The organism is Pseudoalteromonas sp. SR43-7 (genome assembly GCF_014163785.1).
Taxonomy (GTDB): domain Bacteria; phylum Pseudomonadota; class Gammaproteobacteria; order Enterobacterales; family Alteromonadaceae; genus Pseudoalteromonas; species Pseudoalteromonas distincta.
On the sequence record NZ_JACJDY010000024.1, the window covers coordinates 26,760 to 52,574 of the forward strand.

The window sequence follows — 25,815 nt, forward strand, 5'->3', positions numbered from 1 at the left end:
GCTAACTTTATAGAGACTGAGTTGCTTGCACTTCAGGTAACTCAGAGCATACTAAAGCGTGTTGTTTACCTACAAAAAATGCCAAACCGTGTTTATCTAATAAAGCTCTAAAATTAAGTATTGAAGGGCCTTTAGCAATGACCTTCATTGCTTTGAGCTTTGTAATTGCAAGCACGCCCTGTAGCTGAAAATCGTAACTTTCTTGTTGTAAAACACGTTTACTAAAGGTCGAGCTAAGTAGTAAATAATCAAAATTAATATCGGTTAGTAAATTAAGTTCGCACCTGTCTTTAGCAAAATTGTTTAAACCAATTGAATAACCAAGTTGTGATAGCGTTTTGAGGTTTTTTATTTGCGTTGCACATGCGTGGCGAATTTCTTGCTCATCAAATAGCAAACAGAGCTGGCTTTGTCCTTGTTGTTTATTTAGCGTATCTGTAAATAAAACAAATTCGTGTTCCTCAAGTAGCAAACCAGAGCAAGGAACCAATGCCATAGCTACATTTGCAGTAATTGCTTGTGCATAGGCGCGTTGTAATAGTTGTAACTCTACTTGCAGATGCTGCTCTTTATCTGATGCAAACTTTTTCAAAATATCAAAGCTAGTAAAGCCAAGTATTGGGTGTTCACCAAATGCTTCAAATAAAGATTCAGACTGATGTTGCTCATCAAGAGTAATTATTTCTGAGCTTCTAAAACTCATAGGTAATATATCAAGGTGATGTTGTGCTTTTAGAGTCTGCGCAGGTATTGATTGCGTTAATAGCGGATGAAATAACTCGTAACGATTTTTTCCTGAGTTTTTGGCGTGATACATGGCGGCATCGGCATCACGAATAATTTCATCTGTATGCGTATAGCTTTTCTTTGAGTAGGTTATCCCTATACTTGCGCCACTTTGTAAAGACTCACCTTTGAGATAAAAGGGTTTTTTCATTAAATCTATAATACGATTTGCAACATCTTCTGCTTGTTGAGGCTCAGTTAAGTGCGTTAATAAAATAACAAATTCATCCCCGCCTAAACGTGCTAGTAAATCATGCTCGCGTATACATTGGGCAAATAACTCACTCACGTTAATTAAAAATTGATCGCCTGCATGGTGGCCAAGCTGATCGTTAATATCTTTAAATTTATCTAAATCGATAAACAAAACAGCAAAGTGGTGCTCAGGAAAACGTTGATAATGTTGTAGCGTTTTTTCGAGCTGAGTTAAAAATAGACTACGATTAGGCAAGCTCGTTAGTGAATCGTGATGTGCATCATGATAAAGCTGCTGCTCTATTTTTTTTCGCTCATCTATTTGCATTTGTAGGTGCAGATTAGTTTGACGCAATTCTTTGGTTTTTTCGTTTACTCTAAATTCGAGTTCTTGATGGCTTTTTGCAATTGCTTGATTGACGAGCTTTGTTTGTAAAACAGCTGCAATTTGATGCGATACAAAGGTAATTAACTCGCAATCATCTCGGCTGAAAATATGTTTGTTATCGTAGGCTTGGCAAACAATAAGGCCGATAACACCTTGAGCTGTTTTAAGTGGAGCGCCTAACCAGCTAGTGGCCATTTGCTCTTTTGGTACAGGTGCTGAACGTTGTACCACACCGCTTTCTATTAATTCTTTTGCTCTACATGGGTGTATTAGTTGTGTTTCTTCGGTGCTTATTACCAGTTCACTATAACCTTTAGCAAATCGTCTTGGCTGTGTATTTTCTTTAAATTCATCTACACAATATGGAAAACTAATCCACCCTGTTTCTTTATCATAAAGTGCAATATATAAGTTTTCTGCGTAGGTAATTGTTTTTATTATTTCGTGTATTTTAAAATAAGCGTCATCAAGGTTTTTAGCTTGTGTTGCTATCTCAGATATTTTAAATAGAATTTGCTGGCGTTGAAGTGCGTGTTTACGCTGCTCTATTTCAAGGTTTAGTGCCTCGTTACTTTGAGTGAGTGCGCGGGTGCGAATTTTAACTTCTGACTCAAGGAGTTCTCGTTTTTTTACACGCTCTATTGCAGTTGCCAAATAAAGCGACATAAACTCAAGTAATTGTATTTGCTGTGAGCTATAGCCTTGTTTTGTATCGTAACTTTGAGCTGCTAATACACCGATAATGTTATGTTCTTGGTAAACCGGTACGCCTACCCAATGTTCGGCAGGAGTGCCTAATGCTTTAAATAAACCTTCTGCTGCAGCATCTTGCATTTGCTGCTTGGTAAAACATGTGGTTTTACCCTGTTTAAATACATAACCCGTGGCGCCTTCATCAAAGCTATTTGATTGGTTAAGGGCGACGGCAATACCATCTTTTTCATCTGAAAAGTAAGAAAGTTCTAGTGATTGACTGTATTGATTTAGCAGCACCACATAAAAACTTTTACTAGGTACGTACTTTTGTAAAATGTCATGGATGGCGGGGTATAGCAGGGTTAGCTCGGCCACAGTACTTGCCTGCTCTGATAATTGGATCAGGGCACTTTGTAAGTGATGTGATTGTTTGTATTTTTCGAGAAGCGCTCTAAGGCGTTTATTTTGATACGCCAATTTACTCGATACTGATAGTTTATCTTCCAATGATCTAACCGGCTATTTTTATTGTATAGTTATTAGCCTTATACTTTCACTTTTAGTGCTTATCGTCAAGTTGATATTCCTACTAAAGCAGTAGCTAGATACACTATTTTAGGCATTAAAAAAGGCTTACAGAAGTAAACCTTTTTTGTATATTTCAATCGAGCTTATTTAGATGTCATAAAGTCGATAGCAGCACTAATCTCATCATCAGAACAATCCATACACGTGCCTTTTGGAGGCATAGCATTAAAGCCATTTAGCGCATGCTCAAGTAAAGTATCTTTACCTTTAGCAATACGTGGAGCCCAATCGTCAGCCGATTTAGGCGCGCCTAGTGCACCAGTGCCGTGACATGCAAAACATGCACCTTGATATACTTGCTCACCAGAACGAGGACCTGTAGGCGCCGCTGCAACTGCAGCTTTATCGCCTTCAAGGTATACAGCACCAACCGGCGCGAGACGTGCTTTAATTGCATCTTCAGTCATAGAGTTATCATATGGCTGTGCGTATGCAGTGGTTGCTAGCAATAATAATGCTGCAGCTGTTAATTTTTTCATTTTGCCTTGCTCACTTCGATTTGAACGTGATCAATCACGATTAAAGATGACGGAAATTAAACCGATTATAACTCTCTGAGCCAATTTATAAAATGCTAAGAGCCGTTTTTATTAATAAAACTGACTACTTTTTGCGTTAACGCAATAAAATTTAATTATTTACTGCTTTTTGTTAAGCAATTTAATAAGCGTAATCAGTCATACAATTAACTTTTTAGATCCTAAGATCAAAATCAATTTATTGATAATACGCTACTAACTAGTTTTGCGATCCCTGCGTCGGCTTCAAGAATCGATTCTGCCAACATGTAAGCAGGGGTGGTAACTAACTTATTTGGTTCATCGATAACTACACCGTCAACCGCACAATCTATATGTTTAGCGCCTAATGTGCTTAGCGCTTGTGCTGTCTCTACATCGTTACCAATAGTAAGTGCGGCGTTATCGTAAATAAATGGGATCAATGCGGGTGCAATACACATATAACCTGCAGGCTTATTTGCTTTTGCAAATGATTTACAAGCATTAAGGACGTCCTGATTGATATTTGCTTTTGCGCCTTTAAGTGCAAAATCGCATAAGTTTTTTGCAGCACCGAAACCGCCAGGTACAATTAATGCGTCAAACTGAGTCACGTCTAGTTCAATCAGCGATTTAATGTCACCTCGTGCAATGCGAGCAGCTTCTGTTAATACATTGCGTTTATCAGGCATTACTTCACCTGTTAAATGGTTAATGGTATGAAGTTGTTCAATATCTGGTGCAAAACACTGATACGTTGCGCCATTTTTGGCTATATGTAATAAAGTTAAAATTGCTTCATTAATTTCACTACCATCGTACACACCAGACCCTGCTAATATTACTGCTACGTTTTTCATGCTTTTGTGCCCCTAAAGTCTTTTTTATAAGTCGATCGGATGAAGTTTAACATGCTCAAAATTTCTCGCGAAAATAAATTTTTAGTACAAAAATCATTCGCAGTGCAAGTCGTTTTGCGGTTTATGCCATTTGCGATCACTTTGCCTTTAAAAAAAATTATAAAGGATCGCTATGATCTTCGATCCATTGTGCTAGAATACTCCTCCGGTTATTTAAATGGACGCGAATAATCAAAGTGAATAACAACAGAAGTAGTCGTTAGAAAACCTTTTTCCACATTGGTTTAAAATAATAAAAAAAGAACCTCGTATTATCTTTTTTAAATTAAAACATACAGTTAAAGCATTTTCTAGGCATTTTATAATGCTTTGGAAGAATAGCTCGTGGCTGTTATCTACACACTTATCCACAGCTTGCTCTAGTTTTAATAACACGATAAACAGTAATTCACAGTCGTTTTATTTACTACCTTATGGCATGCTTATAATTCCCTTAATTTTTTGCATTTAGGATCCAAATTCACCATGGCTCAGATCCCCGAAAACCCACTTATTTTAGTTGATGGCTCGTCATATTTATTTCGTGCTTATCATTCTCCGCCGCATTTAACTAATTCTAAAGGTGAGGCTACGGGCGCTATTTATGGCGTGATCAACATGCTTAAAAGCTTGATCAGACAATATGATCCCTCACACATGGTGGTTATATTTGACGCTAAAGGCAAAACGTTCCGTAACGATATGTATAGCGAATATAAGGCAAATCGCCCGCCGATGCCGGATGACTTACGTACGCAAATAGCACCAATACATAGCATTATCAAAGCGATGGGTTTTCCGCTAATTAGTATCGAAGGCGTTGAAGCTGATGATGTTATTGGCACATTTGCACGCATTGCAACTGAGCAAAAACGGCATGTCCTTGTCTCCACTGGTGATAAAGATATGGCGCAACTTGTAAATGAACACGTTACATTAATAAACACGATGACCGACAGTATTTCAGATCCTGTTACCGTAGTTGAAAAGTTTGGTGTAGGCCCCGAGCTTATTATCGATTACTTGGCACTAATGGGCGATAAGGTCGATAATATCCCAGGTGTTGAAGGTTGTGGACCTAAAACTGCGGTTAAATGGTTAGAAAAATATGGCTCTCTTCAAGGTGTGATGGATCATGCCAGTGAGATTAAAGGTAAAATAGGTGAAAAGTTAGCAATTGCGCTTGATCATCTTCCTTTGAGCTACGAACTTGCGACAATTAAGTGCGATGTTGAAGTGGAATCTGACCTTGATACATTCAAACTTCAAGAGCCTAACAAAGACGAATTAATTGCATTATATGGTGAGTGCGAATTCCGTCGTTGGTTAGCTGAGTTACTTGATAATCCTAAAGATGCAGAAACACACCTAGCGGTACCTACCGAAGCGACTGAATTACCAAAAGTAGAAGACGCTCATTACGAAACTATTTTAACGCAAGCGCAATTTGATACGTTAATAGAGCAATTAAATAGTGCCGAGTTATTTGCATTTGATACAGAAACTACCAGCCTTGATTATATGAAAGCGCAATTAGTGGGTATGAGTTTTGCCGTAAAAGCGGGTGAAGCTGTGTATTTACCTCTAGCGCATGACTACCCGGGTGCGCCTGAGCAACTAAGTCTTGAATTTGTAATGCAAAAGCTAGGTCCAATTTTGGCCGATGAAAACAAAGCTAAAGTAGGGCAAAACCTTAAATACGACAAAAGTGTATTAGCGAATGCAGGTTTTGCGCTAAACGGTATTAAGTTTGACACCATGCTTGAGTCATACGTATTTAATAGTGTGGGTACACGCCACGATATGGACTCGCTAGCACTTAAATATCTAGGTCATAAAAATATTAGCTTTGAAGATATTGCTGGCAAAGGTAAAAAGCAACTTACCTTCAACCAAATTGAACTTGAAAAAGCTGCGCCTTACGCTGCAGAAGATGCCGATATTACTTTACGCCTACATGAAGTGCTTTGGCCAAAAATAGCGGCTGATGGAAAGTTAAAATCTGTATTCGAAGATATAGAAATGCCACTTGTTAGTGTGATTTCTGATATTGAACGAACCGGCGTTGCAATAGATAGCAATATGCTTGCAGCACACAGCCAACGATTAGGCGAGCGTTTAATTGAGCTTGAAAAAGAAGCATTTGAAATAGCAGGCGAACCATTTAATTTAAGCTCTCCTAAGCAACTACAAGTACTGTTGTTTGAAAAGCTTGGGCTGCCTATTATCAAAAAAACACCTAAAGGTGCACCTTCTACCGCAGAAGAAGTATTGCAAGAGCTTGCTCATGATTATCCACTACCTAAAGTAATTATAGAGCATCGTGGTTTATCAAAGCTTAAATCAACTTACACTGATAAATTACCATTAATGGTGAATGAGAAAACCCAGCGTGTACATACGTCTTATCATCAGGCAATTACAGCAACGGGGCGCTTGAGTTCAACCGATCCTAATTTACAAAATATTCCTATTCGTTCAGAAGAAGGGCGTCGAATTCGTGAAGCGTTTATAGCTGCAGATGGTTATAAAATTGTTGCTGCCGATTACAGCCAAATTGAGCTGCGTATTATGGCGCATCTTTCACAAGACAAAGGTTTATTAAATGCATTTGCTAACGGCTTAGATGTACACAGTGCAACTGCCGCTGAAGTATTTGGTGTAGAGCTTGATGATGTAACTACCGATATGCGCCGCAAGGCAAAAGCAGTAAATTTTGGCTTAATTTACGGTATGTCTGCATTTGGTTTAGCACGTCAACTAGATGTGCCACGCCATGAAGCGCAGCATTACATAGATAAGTACTTTGAGCGTTTTCCAGGTGTATTAGAGTACATGGAAACAACACGTGAAAAAGCGGCTGAAAATGGCTATGTTGAAACAATATTTGGTCGCCGCCTACATTTGCCAGAAATAAACGCACGTAATGGGGCGCGCAGAAAAGGAGCCGAACGTGCTGCTATTAATGCGCCAATGCAAGGTACTGCTGCTGATATTATTAAAAAGGCAATGCTGAGCGTTAACCGCTGGGTACACGAACAAGCGCCAAATACGATTAAGTTACTTATGCAAGTACACGATGAATTGGTATTTGAAATTAAAACAGACTGCGCACCAGAATACACAAAGCATATTTGTGAGCTGATGTCGCAAGCTGCAGCGCTTGATGTGCCGCTTATTGTTGAAGCCGACGAAGGTGACAACTGGGAACAAGCCCATTAATGCAATTTGAGCATTTTAATTAAAGCGCCTTTTGGCGCTTTTTTTATGTTTAATAAAAATGGCGAATCACAGCTATTTAATTAGCTATATGCAAGCTTTAGTTAAAATAAGGTTAATTTAAGCAACTATTTGTATTAAATAGTTATATGTTCGTCAATTCGAGCTATTTTACAGGAATATGATTGTATTTTAATGCGTGCTTTTGCTAAAGTCCCGCCTGTCCTATCCTGTAGGACATCCTGTTGATGATGCATCTGAAAGGGTGCAACAAATTGATAGCTTCTCCCCAGTTTGCTATACCGGCCTACCAACTTGTTTGGTGGGCCGTTTTTTGTTTTATGCCTAAAAATCCTATCTAATTAATTCTTTTTTTGCGCTATACCAATTGTATTGTTCATTCGTCACTTCGAGGTGGTTTGGGTACATCGCAGGTGATACCATCGAAGTGCTATCATTTTTATTCTTTTCATTTTATTACTAAGGAGTGCGTTATGTTTAAAGCATTAGCTATTGCAGGTTTTTCTTTATCAAGTTTAGTTATTTCTAATGTTGCTCAGGCTAATTGGCAGCTAGTGAATGATAAAAGCCAACTAAGCTTTGTTTCAATTAAAAAAGATTCGATTGCTGAAGCTCACCATTTTACTAACCTTGAAGGTATGCTTTCTGATAAAGGTGAGTTTAGCGTTAATGTTGATTTAACATCAGCCGAAACTCTAATCCCTATTCGTAATGAGCGTTTAGCTATATTTTTATTCGAAGCGGCTAAATTCCCTAATGCTGTTTTAACTGCAAATTTAACTAAAGAGCTAAGTAATATCAAAAAGCCTGGTCAATATGTATTGAAGGGTATTAAAGCTGAGCTTGATTTTCATGGTAATAAAAAACCATTGGCAATTGATGTACTCGTTAACAGCACGCAAAGTGGTGATTTAACGGTATCATCATTAACACCTATTATTATTAATAGTGATGATTTTGGTGTAACCGAAGGCGTTAAAAAGCTGCAAGAGTTAGCGGGCTTGCCTTCAATTGCCACAGCTGTGCCTGTTACATTTGCAATTACACTTAAAAAACAGTGATTTCTTTAAGTGAGCTTAGTAAGCGATTAAGCGAGCCAAGCAAACCTTTTGATAGTTGGCAGCCTAACCATTGTGGGAAGCTGCCAATTGTTATTAATAATGAAGGGAAATGGTTTTACGATGGCAGCGAAATAACACGCCCAGCCATGGTGAAGCTGTTTGCTTCTGTATTGTGTAAAGAAGGTGAGCAATTTTATTTAAAAACCCCTGTCGAAAAAATAACAATAACGGTTGAAGATGCGCCGTTTATTATTGTTGATTGGCGTTTTGAAAATACAGCGCAAGGGCAAGTGTTGTGTTGTATTGATAATTTAGCTAGGCAGTGGCTAGTGAGCGCTCAGCAGCCTTTGTATATAAAAGACTACAAAGGTTCAAAGGTGCCTTATTTAAAGCTACCGTATGGTTGTAGTGCGCGAGTTTCACGCAGTGTATTTTATCAGTGGGCTGAAAAAGCCGAGTCTGATAAGCTCGGCTATTTTATTAAATCTGCAGGAAAGCAGTTTTATTTATCGTAACGCCAGCGTTTAAGCCTCTGGGTTTGTTTCGTCAGTGATTGTTTCATCGGTAGGTGGTACAGCAATAACAGGGCCTAAAAACCATTCATCTAGCTTTTTAGCTACTTCTGGTAAACCGGTGCCCTTTAATGATGAAAACGCATGAACTGTAATATCCCCATCAAGCGTGCTTAATTCACGGCGAACTTGCAGTACTTGTGATTTACGAGGGCCTTGCTTTAGTTTGTCGGCTTTAGTTAATAGTGCCAATACTGGAATTTCACTACCAATTGCCCAGTTAATTAAATCACGGTCTAAATCTTTTAATGGATGACGAATATCCATTAAAATAACAATACCTTTTAAGCTTTGACGCTTTTGCAGATATTCACCTAACGACTTTTGCCATTTCTTTTTCATTTCGATTGGTACTTTAGCAAAGCCATAGCCTGGTAAATCGATAAGGCGCATATCGTCAACATCCGCTAAATCGAATGTATTGATTAGCTGAGTACGTCCAGGTGTTTTACTTGTACGTGCTAGCTTCTGATCGGTTAATGCATTTAATGCACTCGACTTACCTGCATTGGAGCGACCGGCAAACGCAACTTCAATTCCCGTATCAGCAGGTAATTTAGTAATGTCGGGAGCGCTTGTTACGAAAGACGCAGTATTATATTTGATACGAGATTTGAGCACAGGCTCTCCTAAAACTTAAAAAAATAACATTGAGTAAACCAAATTCACTCAGGGCGCGTATTTTATACTATAAAGGATGTATTAAAAAGCGTATTTAACCACCTAAAAACAGCACCTATGGTACATTTAAAACATGTTAAAGCTTAATCTAAGTCAAAACCCTGTAAATTATAAGCTTAATATGTGTAGAAAACGTGCCAGAGAATTTATTATCGTGTAGAATATATGTATTACAACATCACGATTGTAGATGATACAGGGTCGGAAACAGAGAATTCACCATGAAAAAAATAGCACTATCTTTAACAATATTGCTTGGTGCGTTGTCAGCAAGCAACGCAACAGCATTTGATGGCGATGTAAACGCAGGTAAAGAAAAATCAGCAACGTGTGCGGCTTGTCACGGCCCAGACGGTAATGCGCCGGTTAATATTTACCCTAAAATTGCAGGTCAACATCCAGATTATATCCTTAAGCAACTTCAGGATTTAAAATTAGGTATGACGTCAGGCGGCAAAGAAGGGCGTATGGATCCAGTAATGAGCGCTATGGCTATGCCACTTAGCGAGCAAGACATGAAAGATCTAGCTGCTTATTTTTCTTCAATGAACATGACTGAAGGTGCTACACCTAAAGATGTTGTTGAAGTTGGCGAAATGCTCTTTAAAGCAGGCGATGCGGAGCGTGGGATTCCTTCATGTGCAGCATGTCATGGTCCACGTGGTAACGGTTCATCACTTGCTAAATTTCCAAAAATTTCTTTTCAGCATCCTGGATATATCAAGTCTCAACTTGAAAAATTCCGTGATGGAACTCGTCACAATGACTTAAATGGCATGATGGGCGATATAGCGAAGAAATTAACAGATAAAGATATTGAAGTACTTTCTCAGTACTTAGGTGGTTTACACTAAAGTCGTATTTATTTAGCAATTAATAATAAATACACTACAATGTTTTACAAAAAGCAGCCCGGGCTGCTTTTTTTGTGTGCAAAATTAACGATATCACCCGTTTAAATGTAAGACATTGACCATGCGTGAGTGTGAGAAAAGTCTTCTTTTTATTTCTTATTCATCATTAACCTATTGTATTTTATTGTTTATTTTGTTTTAAAATGTAATAAGTATAATAAAAGTTATATAAACCAGTTGTAACAAAATCATTAACGAGTAAATTAACCACTGTCGCAAAAGAACAATAACAAAACGGAAACAAGCTATAAGGAAAGTGGCGCGGCATGACTACATAGCACAAGATTGGTGCTACTAAAGGAAATAATAAAAAAGTGTCAGGATGACCGAAAATAATAAAATACTCATGGAAGTTTAATAACAAAAACAAAATGGAATGTAACAAGGAACGTAAAAATAATAACAATACGGACTGATAATAATAAAAATAATAAAGACTAAAAAAAGTCGAAGGGAGAAGTGTCCAGATAATGGCGCTCAGATTAGCAGGCGGTAGAGATGTTTTCTCTACCGCCTTTTTATTTGTCCTGTTACAATACCCACCGTTTAAAATTAGCGATTAATTAGCTAAGGCGCTTTTAAATGAGAAACCCAACCTCTATAGCGCAAACTGAATTCTTCTGGCTAGGCCAGCACTGCGATGCCCATTAATTTGCGCTTCGCTCAAAACCTCTTAAGTGAGATGATCAAGATATGAGTAGAACTAAAAAGTCACGCAAAAGCCCAGCAAACGGACCTGTTCGTTTAAGCCAAGATAAGCTTAAAGAAATGCGCGCATTAAAAGAGCAGCGAGTTAAAAAAACCAAAGGCGCAAAGCCCGGTTCTCGTAATGCGCCAGATTTACTAGATAGCGAAAGCCAAAATAGTAATCACGCGCCTAAAGATAAGCGTGTAGGCAGTAAAAAGCCTGTGCCGTTAATCGCAACCGCGCCGGAGCCTAAAGTTGAAATGAAACGCAACTTAAAGCCAACTATTGAGCTGAAAAAAGTAATCGAGCCTGAATTTACACCTGAACAAGAGCTAGAAGCACTTGAGAATGATGAACGTTTACTTAAATTAGTAGAGCGTCATGAAAAAGGTGAAATGCTAACAGGTAAAGATGCTAAGTACTTTAATAGTCGCATTGCCCGTCATCAGGCGTTATGTGAAATTCTTGGTATTGAAGATGAGGACGAAGACGAGTTTGAAGATGACCTTGAAAGCCAAGGCAGTTCTGATTTCGATCAATACTTATCTGATGATTTAGCCAACGAATGGTTAGATGAAGACGACAAATAGTAAGGATAAATAATGAGTACCTCGGTAATTTTAGCCTTACTTTTAGGCGCTGCTATCATAGCTGGTTTGGCATTTTATGCGGGTCAGTTGCTGTATAAGTTAAATGCGCAAAAAAAGTTAATTGCTAAAACGCAGGCTGAACAAAAGCAAAAGCTTGAAAAGTCGCGTTTAAAGCGAAACGCAAAACTAGCCGATAGTATTCATTTAATCGCACGTGCAATGAATGAAGAGCAGTGTGAGTTTTCTGAAGGCTGTTTACGTATTTGGGTACTTATGTCTCAGTATGCCTTTGAAAGCGAGCGTGATTTAACGACGCAGTATCCTGGTATTTATAAAATGTATCAGGTAGTTAAAGAAATGCCGACGCACGATGCACGTAAAAAATACTCTAAAAAAGAGATTTTTAAGCTAGATAAGGCTCGCTGGCAAGCTGAAAAAACACTTAAAGATGAAGTTAAAGCGGATTGCGCTAAAATTATCATCGAGTTTAAAGCCGCTCCAGGTAGCGATAAAGTCGTTTTTAATTAAAGCTACAACTTAAATACAAAAAGCAGACCTAGGTCTGCTTTTTTTGTGCCGATGTATTTATTATCCAGAGTTCAGGCTAAATCACCCTTGAAAAGCGCGTTGCGTTAATTTGTTTTTGTAAGTGAGCATCGAAGCACATACAAATAATACGAATGAATAAGTTCCCGCGTGGTGTTACGCTAATTTTATTATCAATTATAGTGACTAGTTCATCTTTTATAAGTGGCGCCAGCGCTACTAATGCATCCTCAAAGTAGTCATTAAATATAAGCGCGTGTTTTTCACTAAAGCCTTGTATATCTAATTCAAATTGGCAAATGAGCTGTTTAATTGCATCAGCACGAGTTACATCATCATGTGTTAAGTGCATTCCTTTATTAAGAGCACTGCCGCTTTGTGTTTCTACGCTGTGGTAATAATGTTTTAATTCTTTTTGATTTTGTAAAATGGCGGTGCCAATTTGTGAAATTGATGACACGCCTAAACCTAATAAATCACAATTTCCATGGGTTGTATAACCTTGAAAGTTACGATGTAACTTGCCTTCATTTTGCGCAACAGCTAGTTCATTATCAGTTTTTGCAAAATGGTCCATACCAATAAATTGATAGCCTGCTTGCGTCATCTGCTCCAGCGTATTTTTAAACATGGTGAGCTTATTATGAGCACTGGGTAAATCTGCATCTTTAATCTTACGCTGTGCAGCAAAGCGCTCTGGTAAATGCGCGTAGTTAAACACTGATACTCTGTCAGGGCTTAGCTTAATGAGTTGCTCTATAGTTTGTTTAAAGCTTTGTGGTGTTTGCAGAGGAAGCCCGTAAATCATATCTGCATTAATAGATTGAAATCCCAGCTCGCGAGCTTGTGTAATTAATTGCTTAACGGTATCTGCATTTTGTGGGCGATTAACAGCAAGTTGCACGTCATCGTTAAAGTCTTGAATCCCAAACGAGATGCGGTTAAAGCCAAGCATCCTTAAATCAACAAGCATATTATCGGCAAGTGAGCGTGGGTCTATTTCAATGCCGCGCTCTGTCGTGCGTGTAAAATTAAAGTGTTGTTCTAAAAGCTTAATTAAACGGGTCATTTGTTTTGCGGTTAAAAAGGTGGGAGTACCGCCACCTAAATGTAATTGCTCAACCGTGTAGCTTTTAAATAAAGGCGCTTGGGCAGTAATTTCTTTTGCTAAAAAGTCGAGATACGTATCTGCCTTAGATTGATGACGGGTAATTATTTTATTACAGCCACAGTAGTAGCAAAGCTGACTACAAAACGGGATGTGAATATATAAAGAAAGAGAGCGACTTGTTGACGATTCTATAGCGCTTAGTAGGTCTTGTTGCTGATATCCGTCACGCAGTGATAAAGCCGTGGGATAAGAGGTATAACGCGGACCAGACACATTATATTTGTTTATTAGGGTTTCATCCCATTGTGGAAGTTTAATCATCACGCGCACCTAAGTATTTATTTAGGAGGGATTATAAAAAAGTACTCAGGAAGGCGGTTTGATCTACAACAAAAAAGGTGCCGAAGCACCTTTTTTAATAAAATATAACTTAAGACAACCTAATTAATACGTAATAGTATGAGCATCTTTAAGGTATTGAAATAATTCTTTATAACCTTTACCTGGCTTTTCAGCTTTCGCTTCTTTTGCTGCATTACGAACTAATTGGCGCATCTGTTGACGATCAAGAGATGGAAACTGCTCAATAGTCTCATTGATAAGGTCATCACCTTGCTCAATTAAATCTGAACGTAATTGCTCAATTTTTTTGACCAATACTTCAGCTTGGTTATTTTTATTAAGCATCACATCGATAATCGCTTTAATATCATCAATGTTTTCTACAGTACGCAGTGTTTTAGCGATGTAATTTAAGTGGCGGCGGTACGCGTCGCTTTTGTTACTTATTTTATCAGCAACAACCATCGCTTCTTTTAAATCGTCATTTAATGGCAGGCGTTCGCGCTGTTTTTTACCCATTTTGGCAATTTCAGTACCTAACTGATGAAACTCTTGCGCTTCGCGTTTAAGCTCCGTTCTTGATACATATTCAATTTCTTCTTCAATTTCAGCAGGCTTGCCTTTTTTCTTTGCCATGGGGTGCTCTTAAATAAAAATAACTTTTGCCATTATACATGAATATGATACTTAGGAATATTAGCTGATGTGATGCATTGAGTGTGTTAGCATTTAAATATAAGAAATGCGTGCATTATGCCTCTAAGGCTCAGGACTTAATTTATGAAAAGCCAACAAAACGATCCAATTTATTCTCAAATATCGCAAGTTAAAGATGCGGTAGCAGAAGTACTCGAACATGCTAAAAAATTAGGCGCTACAGCTGCAGAAGCTGCGATGTCTAGCACGTCTGGTTTATCGGTTAGTACACGAATGGGTGAAGTAGAAACCATTGAGTTCAACCAAGACGGCGGCTTAGGTATTAGTGTATATGTTGGTAATAATAAAGGCTCGGCGTCAACTGCTGATTTAAATCCAAAAACATTGCGCACGGTAGTCGAAAAAGCGATTGATATAGCCAAATTTACATCTGATGACCCATTTAACGGCGTTGCTGATAAAGAGTTACTTGAATTTAATCCTAAAGATTTAGATTTATATCATCCTTGGGATGTAAGTCCTGAGGAAGGCATTGAGCTTTGCCATGCTGCTGAGCAAGCTGCATTAAATGCAGATGAGCGGATTGTTAACTCTGATGGTGCGAGTTTTTCATCGCATCAGGGATTACGTGTTTATGGTAACAGCCACGGTTTAATTGCAGGCTTTCCACGTACTCGTCATAGTATTAGTACTATGGTAATAGGTAAAGATGGCGAACACATGCAGCGCGACTCTGCTTATACAGTTGCTCGCGATCAGGCTGGTTTAAGTGATGCGGCGGCAGTGGGTCTTGAAGCGGCAGCTGAAACCTTAGCTAAATTAAACAGCCAAAAGTTAGGCACAATGAAAGTGCCTGTTATTTTTAGAGCAGATATTGCAAATTCATTGTTTAGTCACTTGGTGTCGGCAATTGGTGGTGGCGCGCTTTATCGTAAATCAAGTTTTTTACTTGATAGCTTAGGCACTCAGGTATTTAGTAATTGTGTGAATATTGCTGAGCGCCCACATATTTTAAAAGGGTTGGCATCGTCACCGTTTGATAGCGAAGGTGTTAAAACATTCGATAGAGAAATAATTCAAGGCGGCGAGTTACAAACTTATTTATTAGCAAGTTATGCTGCGCGTAAAATGAACATGACCCCAACAGGGCATGCGGGCGGTATACATAACTGGCTCGTTGAGCAAACTCATAACGATTTAACTGCACTATTAAAAACCATGGGTACTGGCTTATTAGTTACAGAGCTAATGGGGCAGGGCGTAAATACCGTAACGGGTGACTACTCTCGTGGTGCTGCAGGTTTTTGGGTTGAGAATGGTGAAATTCAATATCCGGTAAGTGAAATTACTATTGCTGGTAATTTAAAAGACATGTTTAAAGGTATTTCTGCCATTGGTGGTGATATAGAACGCCGTGGTGGTATTCAAACAGGCTCAGTACTAATAGAGCAAATGCAAATAGCCGGCGCGTAGTATTAATACGCAGTGTATACTTAGACCCAGAGTATTATCTCTGGGTCTAAGTGAGTTTTTACGAGGTGTAAAATGGCTAAAGATAGATATGCACCAAAACCGCTAACCGATATTATGGCGGGGTTAAATAATCGTTTATCGGCTTATGCAGGCAAAAGCCAAGCACTTGATACACAGCAAACACTATTAAAAGATTTTTTAGGCCCTAAATTGGGTGATAAATGCAGAGTTAGTAATTACCGAGACGGCACGCTAATGATAGAGGCGGTATCTGCGCCTATCGCACTTAGGCTTAATTATTTAAAAATGGATATGCTTTCACACTTTAGAGCTGCTGGAATGGCAGAGCTCGGGCAAATAAAAATAACTGCAAATCCTCAAGCAACTCAGCGATTAAGTACCGCGAATAAATCGGGCAGCCCTACAGTTACCAACTCACGGAAAATGAGTGAGCAAACCGCTAATTACTTAAATGCGATAGCGGCTTCTGCCCCCCCTTCATTAAAAGAAAAACTAGAGCGTTTAGCGCTCCACGGAAAGAATAAAAGTTAGCCTTAGCCACCCACTATATTGTTATTGGTAGGGCTATTTTTGCAGCTCACCGCATTCAAAATACTTTGTTACATATTCCATTTTATTGTTGGTCTAATGAGGTTTATGATACTGCGTGGTGTGCTTTATTATTTAAAGCTCCCTTGATACCCATTCCATTAAGTAAAAGCGTACAGGCAGTGCTATTTTTACTCCTGCTATATTCAAGAATTTAATGGAGTTGGTATGTGATACCAACCTGCATAAATCTTTGATCAATTTAACGAATTAAATTGCACTATAACGTCGTTAAAAATTTTTTATTTAGAACAACTAGATACAAAAACTTTTGCCTAGTTCTAGCGTAATTTTCTTAACGTTAAATAGACCCCATACATAAGCAGATTGGTATGATTTAATTCTAACTAACAAACGGAATCATTATGAACAAAGTAACAATGGCCGCTGCGAGCATAGCGCTTGCACTTGGTCTAGTAGGTTGTGGTGAAAAACAACAAGAAGCTAAAGTAACCGATACTCCTGTAGTAACAGCACCCGCTGAAAAGCCACTAGAGCTTGGTATTGAACTAGCGAATATGGATAGTTCAGTGCGCGCACAAGACGATTTTTATTATCATGTAAATGGACAGTGGTTAGCAAAAACTGAAATACCAGGTGATAAGTCTAACTACGGTTCTTTTTCGCAGCTATATGATGAGTCACAAAAAGCGATGAAAATTGCCCTTGAAAACGCAGCCGCGAATAAGGCCGCTAAAAAAGGCAGTGATGAGTATAAAATTGGCGCATTTTATAAAAGCTACATGAATCAATCTGCGCGTAATGAGCTAGGTATTACGCCATTACAACCGTCATTAGATACGATTGATAGCGTTAAATCTAAAGCTGACTTAGTGGGTTTAATGGCTAAAATTCAAAAACAAGGCGGCACTTTACCGTTTGGTTGGTTTGTAAATAACGATGCTAAAAACTCGAGCGAGTATGCATTGTATTTATCTCAGTCGGGTCTTGGTTTACCAGATCGTGATTATTACTTAAATGATGACGAAAAATTCACTAAAATTCGTGCTTCTTACGAGCAATACATCACAGATGTTTTAGCAAAATCGGGCGTTAAAAATGCAGCAGAAGCTGCCAAGAGCGTACTTGCATTTGAAAAAACACTAGCTGATGCTCAGTGGAGCCGTGTGCAAAGCCGTGATGCAACTAAATCTTATAACAAGATGACAGTAGCAGACGCAAGCAAGTTGATGGGGGAGCTTGATTTAGCTGCATTCTTTAAAGATGCAGGTGTGAGTGCAAGTGATATTATTGTACGTCAACCAAGCTACTTAGAAGCACTTGCTACTATTTACAAAGATACTGATTTAGCGACGTGGAAAAACTACTTAAAATTTCATTTTGTAAGTGGTTATGCAGAGCTACTTAGCGAAGATTTAGTTAACCTTAACTTTGACTTTTACAGCACAACACTTCGTGGCGTAGAGGAACAAGCACCTCTTTGGAAGCAAGCGGTTGATGCATCTAACAGTGTACTTGGTGAGATTTTAGGTAAGGTATACGTTAAAGATAACTTCCCGCCAGAAGCGAAAGCACGCATGGAAGAGTTAGTTGATAACGTAATTAAAGGTTATGGCGTTGCTATCGAAAATCTTGAGTGGATGAGCCCTGAAACAAAGCTTGCAGCGAAAGAAAAATTAGACAAATTTACGCCTAAGATTGGTTACCCAGACACGTGGAAAGATTACTCAGAGCTAGAGATTAACTCAGACGAGCTAGTAGGTAATTACATCCGTTATAGCGAATGGGCATACGCAGACATGATTGCTAAATTGGGTAAACCAGTTGATCGCTCTGAATGGCACATGACTCCGCAAACAGTAAATGCGTATTACAACCCAGTAAACAATGAAATTGTATTTCCAGCCGCTATATTACAACCACCATTCTTTAATTTAGAAGCGGATGATGCTGTAAACTACGGCGCAATTGGCGCGGTAATTGGGCATGAGCTGGGTCACGGTTTTGACGACCAAGGTGCTAAATACGACGGTGACGGTAACTTACGTAACTGGTGGAGTGAGACTGACCTTAAGCAATTTGAAGAGCGTACAGCGGCTTTAGTTGCACAGTATAACGAATATAAACCGTTTGAAGATGCAAGTGTTAATGGTGAGCTAACGCTTGGCGAAAACATTGGTGACTTAGGTGGTTTAACCGTTGCGCATAAAGCGTATATGCTATCTTTAGGTGATAAAAAAGCACCCGTGATAGATGGTTACACAGGCGATCAACGTTTCTTTATGGGTTGGTCACAAATCTGGCGTCGTAACTACCGCGATGAAGAGTTACGTAATCGTTTATTAACAGACCCTCATTCACCAAGCCACTACCGTGTAATCGGTATCTTGTCGAACATGCCTGAGTTTTACGAAGCGTTTGACGTAAAAGAAGGTGATAAAATGTATATCAAACCAGAAGATCGCGTAAAAATCTGGTAATTGCATTACTATAAATAACAAAAACCAGTAAGTTTTTAGCTTACTGGTTTTTTTGTATCTTGAATTTTTTCATCGACTAAGCACGCGTGTATCCATTCTTCGTTACTCAGTATGTTTTTATAAAGCGCGAGTTGGTTTTGTGCTCGCTCTAAATTATGCTCTGCATGAGATACTTTAAAGTACACATCGTTATTTAAGTAATCAGTTAAAAAACGCACACTCAACATAAGCGGCATTATTTTAGCGCCTAATAATAAGCTTTCTTGCTCTAGTATACTCATGCTGCTTTTTAATGGCGTTACATAGCCTTTAACAATGGCTGAAAATATATCTTTTCGAATAACAACGTTGTGTAAATTTGTTGAATCCTCGGCTTCGGGGGAGCAAAATGTACGTACCATGTCACCAAAGTCATAAAGCCAAAATCCTGCCATGCAGGTGTCTAAATCAATAACTGCTTTTGCATTGTGAGTTGTATTACAAAACAGCATATTATTTATTTTTGTATCGTTATGACACACTCTAAGCGGTATGTGTTTAGCTACCTGACTAAGCTCAGTAATTAAATGCTGCTGCGTTAAGCAATACTCTATTTCGTCAGCGCAGTGCTTTACTCTATTTACAGAGTTATTTGTGATTGCGGTATTTAATTGCTCAAAGCGCATCGCTAAGTTATGAAAATCAGGGATTACAGTGTGCAGCTGTTGCGCATCAAAATCTTGTAATGCATGAGCAAATACGCCAAAGGCGTAAGCCGCTTGCTCGCTCTGCTGGGTATTTTTAACAACGTCTTCGCTGTAGCTATCACTAATATAGTTAAGGACGCGATAATACGCATTATCAATTTTTATTAAGTGTTCATCGTTTTGTGTAGCTATATGTTTGATTATTTCAAGCGGGTAATTATTTTGCAGTTGTTTAGCATTTAAATGCTGCTCAATCAGTTTTGCATTACTCACTAACTGAGCAGGGTTTTTAAATACCTCAGTATTAAGTTTTTGCACAATAAATTGTTTATCAATACTTGTAAGTAGCCATGTACTATTTATATGACCGCTACCAATCGCACTAACTTGAGTTAACTCAGGGGGCAGTGCTAACAGTTCGCTTAGCTTATTTTGTATTGAGATATTCATTGTGCTCACTTATGCCCTTTTTTTATGCGTATCGGGCAACTATTTTTTCGATAATTTCAGCATTCGCTTCAGGAAAATCATAATTTTCTAATTCAGTAATTGCTACCCATTCGCTAGGTTGCCCTTCAGCGCCATGTGCTTCACCGCTAAAGTTACTTACTACGTGTACATCTAATTTAACGCATTTATCGCCGTAGTCATGTTCAATCACCATCAATTGGCTAGAGCTGTGAATGGTTAGTCCAACTTCTTCAATAAGCTCGCGTTTAAGTGCAACAAACACACTTTCTCCAGCTTCAACTTTACCACCAGGAAATTCCCATAAACCGCCTTGATGTTGTTCATCTGCACGTTTACAAATGAATATAGCGTTATTTTTCTTAATAACACCAACAGCTACATGTACAATTTCTATAGTCATTACTTTAAAACTCCATAAAAAAAAGCGACGCTAGCGCCGCTTTTTAATAAGCTACTGACAATATTGGGTTACTTTAATTTACCGCAACACTGTTTGAATTTTTGACCTGATTTACAAGGACAAGGGTCATTACGACCTACTTTTGGTTCTGTACGAGCCATTACTGTCGCAGTTTCTGGCGCTTCGCCACCTACGTGCTCAGCTTCTTCATGTTGGTATTCGCGAGGAGCATTTTCACTTTTACGGTGTTGCTCTTCTACTTTTTCAACATCTTCTTCTGCGCGTACTTGTACTTTACTTAGAATGCTTACAACATCTACTTTCAAGTTTTCAAGCATTTCGGAGAACAGCTCAAACGATTCACGCTTGTACTCTTGCTTAGGATTCTTTTGCGCGTAACCACGTAAATGAATACCTTGGCGTAAATGATCCATTGCAGCAAGGTGATCTTTCCAATGCTGATCAAGACTCTGTAGCATAATCGCTTTTTCGAATTGACGTAAAACAGAATCGCCAACTTGCTCTTCTTTTTGCTTGTATGAATGCTCAACCGCCTGCTCAATACGCTCACGAAGCTTTTCTTCGTATAGTTTATTGTCATCTGCTAACCACTGAGTAATAGGTAACTCAATTAAGAAGTCTTGTTTTAAACGCTCTTCAAGGCCAGGAATGTCCCACATTTCAGCAAGGCTTTGCGGTGCAATGTACTGATCAATTGTATTGCTAAGTACGTCACCACGAATTGCAGTAATAGTTTCTGAAATATCGCCTTCTTCAAGTAGTTCGTTACGCTGAGAGTAAACAACACGACGTTGATCGTTTGCTACATCATCGTACTCAAGTAGTTGCTTACGTACATCAAAGTTACGTGCTTCTACTTTACGCTGTGCATTTTCAATCGCACGGTTAACCCATGGATGTTCAATTGCTTCACCGCGTTGCATGCCTAATTTACGCATCATGTTCGTCATGCGCTCACCGGCAAATATACGCATTAGCGCATCGTCCATCGATAAGTAAAAACGGCTTGAACCAGCATCACCTTGACGACCAGAACGACCACGTAATTGGTTGTCTATACGACGAGATTCGTGACGTTCAGTACCAATGATATGTAAACCGCCGGCATCAATTACTGCATCATGGCGAATTTTCCAAGCTGCTTTAATTTCAGCAATTTGCTCATCAGTTGGGTTTTCAAGTTTTTCAACTTCACTGTTCCAGTTACCACCTAACACGATATCGGTACCACGACCGGCCATGTTTGTTGCAATTGTTACTGTTCCTGGTAGGCCAGCATCTGAAACGATGTCAGCTTCTTGCGCATGAAATTTAGCATTAAGTACATTGTGCTTAATTTTTTCTTTGCGTAAAAACTGCGATAAATACTCAGAACTTTCAATTGAAATAGTACCAACAAGCACCGGTTGTCCACGGTCTTGGCAGTCTTTAATATCAATCAAAATAGCTTCGTATTTTTCTTCTTGCGTTAGGTAAACTAAATCGGCGCGATCATCACGAATCATCGGCTTATTAGTTGGCATAACAACAGTATCAAGGCCATAAATAGACTGAAATTCAAATGCTTCAGTATCGGCTGTACCTGTCATACCTGCTAACGTTTCGTATAAACGGAAGTAGTTTTGGAACGTAATAGAGGCAAGTGTTTGGTTCTCGTTTTGAATTTTTACACCTTCTTTTGCTTCAACAGCTTGGTGTAAACCTTCTGACCAACGACGACCTTCCATTGAACGACCAGTATGCTCATCGATAATAATTACTTCGTTTTCTTTTACAACGTAATCAACATCTTTTTGGTATAGCTTATGAGCACGAAGGGCGGCATAAACATGGCTTAGTAGCGTAATGCTTGCTGCTGAATAAAGCGAATCGCCTTCTTCAATTAAGCCGCGCTCAGTAAGTAGCTCTTCTACTTTAATTTGACCACGTTCTGTTAAATGAACTTGCTTAGATTTTTCATCGATAGTGTAATCGCCGTCACCTTCAATGCCTTCTTCGTCTTCTTTTTCTTGAAGCTCAAGTAAAGGAACGATGGTGTTTATTTCAGTGTATAGCTCAGAGCTATCCTCAGCTGGGCCTGAAATAATAAGCGGGGTACGTGCTTCATCAATTAAGATTGAATCCACTTCATCGACTACAGCATAAAATAATGGACGTTGAACTCGTTCATCAATGCTAAAAGCCATGTTGTCACGAAGGTAGTCAAAACCAAATTCGTTATTAGTACCGTATGTAATGTCGGCAGTATAAGCGAGCTTCTTTTGCTGCGGCATCATACCAGGTACGTTACAGCCTACGGTAAGGCCTAAAAATTCAAATAACGCACGGTTGGTTTCAGCATCACGTTTAGCAAGGTAGTCATTCACGGTAATTACGTGAACACCTTTGCCTGTTAAGCCGTTTAGATAAGCTGGTAGAGTAGCTGTAAGTGTTTTACCTTCACCGGTACGCATTTCTGCAATGCGACCTTGATGTAAAACCATACCACCTAATAACTGCACGTCGAAATGACGCATGCCATTTACACGCTTTGACGCTTCACGTACCACAGCAAAAGCCTCTGGTAGAATGTCGTCAAGGCTTTGTCCGTTATCGTAACGTTCTCTAAACTCAGCTGTTTTAGCTCTTAAATCTTCATCAGAAAGCGCTTCAAGTTGCGTTTCTAGCGCATTGATTAGCGCGACCGTCTTTCTTAAGTTTTTAATAGTGCGGTCATTGCGACTACCAAAAAGCTTGGTAAATAAATTAGATATCATGATAAAACCGTTACAATGTATTCTTTGTCAGCCGAGTATCGGCTAACCCATTTTTAACAATTGGTAATTAATATGTGCTTTTAAGTAACACTTAGAACATATTAATTAGCAATTTTGTATTAAACCGTTCAAAAAGCACTGTTTATTACGTGCGCTACTATACCAGACTCTGCCAAACAACAAACTATCTCAATAAAAAGATCGGTGTATAAAATCGAAAAATTTGATCTGGTTCGTAAAAATCACTTTGTATTACTCAATTACAGTAAAAATAGCAGCGAACTGTAAAGATATGGTGCTAAATAAATTAAAAACAAGGGTTATAGTTGCGCTTAAGTTTTACGCTTAAACACAACTATAAAATGAATGTTTTATAATTTAAATTGATTAACCGTTTTGTTAAGCGCCGCAGCTAAATCACTTAAGTCACGAGCTTCGTCAGCGAGGGTGTGCGCATGGTCAGCGGTACTGTTCACTAAGTTATTAATTGCCGAAAGGCTCGTATTAATATCTTCAGCAACAACAGTTTGCTCCTCGGTAGATGTGGCTATTTGATGACTTTGGTCTTGTACTTTAGTAACCGACTGCGCAATATTGTGAAGTGAGCTAAGCACTTCTTTAGTTTGAAGCACTGAGCCCTCGGTTTGATCTTGTCCTTGTTGCATCATTACTGAGGCTTGTTGAGCTATTTGCTGCAAGCGCGAAATCATATTTCGAATATCGTCTGTTGATTCTTGTGTGCGACTTGCAAGTGAACGAACTTCATCAGCAACAACGGCAAAGCCTCTACCGTGTTCACCGGCACGAGCAGCCTCTATAGCCGCATTAAGTGCAAGTAAGTTGGTTTGATCTGCAATGGAATTAATTACATCGACTAACGCACCAATGTTATTACTTTCTTGCTCAAGACCTGCAACCACTTTAGAAGCTTCGCCAATATGTAATGCCAGTTCAGTCATTACTGTTTGCGCCTGTGTAGAACGGCTAGCTCCTTCAGCTGTAATTGCTTGTACTTCTTCAGCTGCGTTATTTGTGTGTTGTGCGTTACGTGATATTTCAAGCACAGTAGTCGCCATTTCAGTTACCGCTGCGCTCACGCTATCAACTTGCTGCTTCTCTTGCTGAATTTCAGAATTTGTTTTCTCAGAAACACTTCTTAACTGGGCCGCTGCATTACTTAGTTGTTCTGCTTGCGCTGCGGTATCAAGCATCATGGCGTGCAACTTATCAATAAAAGTGTTCATGTGGTTGGCCAGCTGTCCCACTTCATCTTGACTATTAATATCAATTTTTTGAGTAAGATCGCCTTCGCCCGATGCTATATCACGCATAATGTGCGTAAGCGTTGTAATGGGTTTTGAAATCATGTGGGTAGCCCATAAAATCATGGCTAATATAATGATTAAGATAATAATTACCGCCGTTGTTGTAGCGGTTACTGCAGCATTTACGGGCTCTTCAATCATAGTAGTTGGGATAAGTAGACCTACATACCAATCTATATAAGGCTGCTCTAGCTGCAAACGATGGTAAACCACATAAAACTGCTCACCTTTAAAAGTAACCATTTGGCTGCCTTCAAGGTTATTTCGCATTTGTGTATTTAACTCTTTAAAGCCTGCTGTATTCGTAAATTGTTGCTCAAGCGCATCGAGCCCTTCTTTACCGTTTGCACCTTCATCTGTAATTGAAAGTTTATGCCCAGTGGCCTTTGAAAAATGTACTACTTTTTGATTACCATCGAGTAAAAATCCATAACCTTGGCCGTTAAAGCGAATATTTTCGACCATGTCGTTAATTTTGTTTAATTGTAAATCAACACCGCCCATACCAATGAGTTTTCGCTGAGCGTTATAAACAGGTTGTTGTACTACTGCGGATGCTACGCCTGTGGTTAAATCAACAGAGATTGGACCTACGTAAAGCTTGTTAACTTGCATGGCTTCTTGCCACCACCCACGCTTGTAAGCGTAATAAGGCTGGCCGTTGTAGTGACTTGTACGCTCGTTTTCTTTAAAGTACTCACCGGTGGTTGCTGAGGCAAAAAAGGCCGATAAAATGTTTTCGTCATTTGAGCTTAAACGCACAAAGTCTTGGTTTACTTCGTTGTAGCCAGGTGCACTTTCAAGTGCTTGATCGCGAGTATCCCAATTTTCAAAAAAGTTGATTAAATGTGGGTTATTAACAAAGGTTGATACCATTTTACCGTACATTGCGAAGTAACTTTGCATTGAAAGTTGCTCGGTCTGTAGATAACTTTGTGCTTCGTTTTCTATGTTTTCTCTAGAGAGATTGGCAATGTGTTTAACAAAAAATGTTGAGGCGATAATCAGTAAAACGGTAATTGTTCCACCAATCAATAATAATATTTTCTTCCGTAACGATAAATTATTTAGCATGAGTGCGCATATTTTTATTATTTATGAAATTATATCTAATCATATCTTACTTAAAATCTCTATAAAGTTAGATAGAAAGAACTAATTATGCGTTTAAAATAAAGG

The 25,815-nt window shown here is 38.8% G+C and carries 19 protein-coding genes; 9 read left to right on the forward strand and 10 right to left on the reverse strand.

What is annotated here, in order from left to right; genetic code table 11:
• Positions 1-7: 7 nt before the first annotated feature.
• The 3 genes from H5087_RS16520 to elbB form a co-directional block, all read right to left on the reverse strand.
• Positions 8-2,572 (reverse strand): diguanylate cyclase domain-containing protein, encoded by a 2,565-nt coding sequence (locus H5087_RS16520; protein ID WP_182672753.1) that lies wholly within the window; start codon positions 2,570-2,572, stop codon positions 8-10.
• 164 nt (positions 2,573-2,736) lie between these two features.
• Positions 2,737-3,132 (reverse strand): cytochrome c5 family protein, encoded by a 396-nt coding sequence (locus tag H5087_RS16525; protein ID WP_002959908.1) that lies wholly within the window; start codon positions 3,130-3,132, stop codon positions 2,737-2,739.
• Positions 3,133-3,365: 233 nt separating this feature from the next.
• On the reverse strand, positions 3,366-4,013 hold the full coding sequence (elbB, locus tag H5087_RS16530) for an isoprenoid biosynthesis glyoxalase ElbB (protein WP_182672754.1): 648 nt from the start codon (positions 4,011-4,013) through the stop codon (positions 3,366-3,368).
• A 525-nt stretch (positions 4,014-4,538) separates the two neighbouring features.
• Between elbB and polA the strand changes: the two genes are divergently transcribed.
• From polA to H5087_RS16545, 3 genes are all read left to right on the forward strand, one after another.
• The gene (gene polA, locus H5087_RS16535; protein ID WP_182672755.1) at positions 4,539-7,274 is read left to right on the forward strand and encodes a DNA polymerase I; all 2,736 of its coding nucleotides are present in this window, start codon (positions 4,539-4,541) and stop codon (positions 7,272-7,274) included.
• A 491-nt stretch (positions 7,275-7,765) separates the two neighbouring features.
• Positions 7,766-8,353 (forward strand): YceI family protein, encoded by a 588-nt coding sequence (locus tag H5087_RS16540; RefSeq protein ID WP_182672756.1) that lies wholly within the window; start codon positions 7,766-7,768, stop codon positions 8,351-8,353.
• Positions 8,350-8,868 carry a DUF1285 domain-containing protein gene (locus H5087_RS16545; protein WP_154903904.1) on the forward strand — a complete coding sequence of 173 codons (519 nt, stop codon included), beginning with the start codon at positions 8,350-8,352 and terminating at the stop codon, positions 8,866-8,868. The genes H5087_RS16540 and H5087_RS16545 overlap by 4 nt, the downstream gene beginning before the upstream one ends.
• A gap of 9 nt (positions 8,869-8,877) precedes the next feature.
• Here the strand turns inward: H5087_RS16545 and yihA are convergent, their stop codons facing one another.
• Positions 8,878-9,546, reverse strand: coding sequence for a ribosome biogenesis GTP-binding protein YihA/YsxC (gene yihA, locus H5087_RS16550; RefSeq protein ID WP_007377272.1), 669 nt, complete (start codon positions 9,544-9,546; stop codon positions 8,878-8,880).
• Between the two features lie 281 nt (positions 9,547-9,827).
• Here yihA and H5087_RS16555 point away from each other — a divergent pair, with 281 nt between their 5' ends.
• The 3 genes from H5087_RS16555 (at position 9,828) to H5087_RS16565 (ending at position 12,326) form a co-directional block, all read left to right on the forward strand.
• Positions 9,828-10,460, forward strand: a complete 633-nt coding sequence (locus tag H5087_RS16555; RefSeq protein WP_024596955.1) for a cytochrome c — start codon at positions 9,828-9,830, stop codon at positions 10,458-10,460.
• A gap of 753 nt (positions 10,461-11,213) precedes the next feature.
• A complete protein-coding gene (yihI, locus tag H5087_RS16560; RefSeq protein WP_182672757.1) occupies positions 11,214-11,798 on the forward strand; it encodes a Der GTPase-activating protein YihI in 585 nt (194 codons plus the stop codon).
• A 12-nt stretch (positions 11,799-11,810) separates the two neighbouring features.
• Positions 11,811-12,326 carry a DUF2489 domain-containing protein gene (locus H5087_RS16565; protein ID WP_002959926.1) on the forward strand — a complete coding sequence of 172 codons (516 nt, stop codon included), beginning with the start codon at positions 11,811-11,813 and terminating at the stop codon, positions 12,324-12,326.
• A gap of 76 nt (positions 12,327-12,402) precedes the next feature.
• On the opposite strand, the gene hemN is transcribed toward H5087_RS16565, so the two are convergent.
• A complete protein-coding gene (hemN, locus tag H5087_RS16570; protein ID WP_182672758.1) occupies positions 12,403-13,776 on the reverse strand; it encodes an oxygen-independent coproporphyrinogen III oxidase in 1,374 nt (457 codons plus the stop codon).
• A gap of 123 nt (positions 13,777-13,899) precedes the next feature.
• The gene (gene yjgA, locus H5087_RS16575) at positions 13,900-14,433 is read right to left on the reverse strand and encodes a ribosome biogenesis factor YjgA (protein WP_002959930.1); all 534 of its coding nucleotides are present in this window, start codon (positions 14,431-14,433) and stop codon (positions 13,900-13,902) included.
• Between the two features lie 144 nt (positions 14,434-14,577).
• Between yjgA and pmbA the strand changes: the two genes are divergently transcribed.
• The 3 genes from pmbA (at position 14,578) to H5087_RS16590 (ending at position 18,977) form a co-directional block, all read left to right on the forward strand.
• Positions 14,578-15,927, forward strand: coding sequence for a metalloprotease PmbA (gene pmbA / locus H5087_RS16580; RefSeq protein ID WP_182672759.1), 1,350 nt, complete (start codon positions 14,578-14,580; stop codon positions 15,925-15,927).
• A gap of 72 nt (positions 15,928-15,999) precedes the next feature.
• Entirely contained in the window at positions 16,000-16,479 is a 480-nt protein-coding gene (locus H5087_RS16585) for a DUF721 domain-containing protein (protein ID WP_002959934.1), read from the forward strand.
• Between the two features lie 422 nt (positions 16,480-16,901).
• A complete protein-coding gene (locus H5087_RS16590; RefSeq protein WP_154903909.1) occupies positions 16,902-18,977 on the forward strand; it encodes a M13 family metallopeptidase in 2,076 nt (691 codons plus the stop codon).
• A 35-nt stretch (positions 18,978-19,012) separates the two neighbouring features.
• On the opposite strand, the gene H5087_RS16595 is transcribed toward H5087_RS16590, so the two are convergent.
• The 4 genes from H5087_RS16595 to H5087_RS16610 form a co-directional block, all read right to left on the reverse strand.
• Positions 19,013-20,113 (reverse strand): phosphotransferase enzyme family protein, encoded by a 1,101-nt coding sequence (locus tag H5087_RS16595; protein WP_182672760.1) that lies wholly within the window; start codon positions 20,111-20,113, stop codon positions 19,013-19,015.
• 22 nt (positions 20,114-20,135) lie between these two features.
• Complete coding sequence (mutT, locus tag H5087_RS16600) at positions 20,136-20,534, reverse strand: 8-oxo-dGTP diphosphatase MutT (RefSeq protein WP_007377262.1); 399 nt, start codon at positions 20,532-20,534, stop codon at positions 20,136-20,138.
• A 68-nt stretch (positions 20,535-20,602) separates the two neighbouring features.
• Positions 20,603-23,311, reverse strand: coding sequence for a preprotein translocase subunit SecA (gene secA / locus H5087_RS16605; protein WP_182672761.1), 2,709 nt, complete (start codon positions 23,309-23,311; stop codon positions 20,603-20,605).
• 371 nt (positions 23,312-23,682) lie between these two features.
• A complete protein-coding gene (locus tag H5087_RS16610) occupies positions 23,683-25,710 on the reverse strand; it encodes a methyl-accepting chemotaxis protein (RefSeq protein WP_024596300.1) in 2,028 nt (675 codons plus the stop codon).
• Between the last annotated feature and the right edge of the window lie 105 nt (positions 25,711-25,815).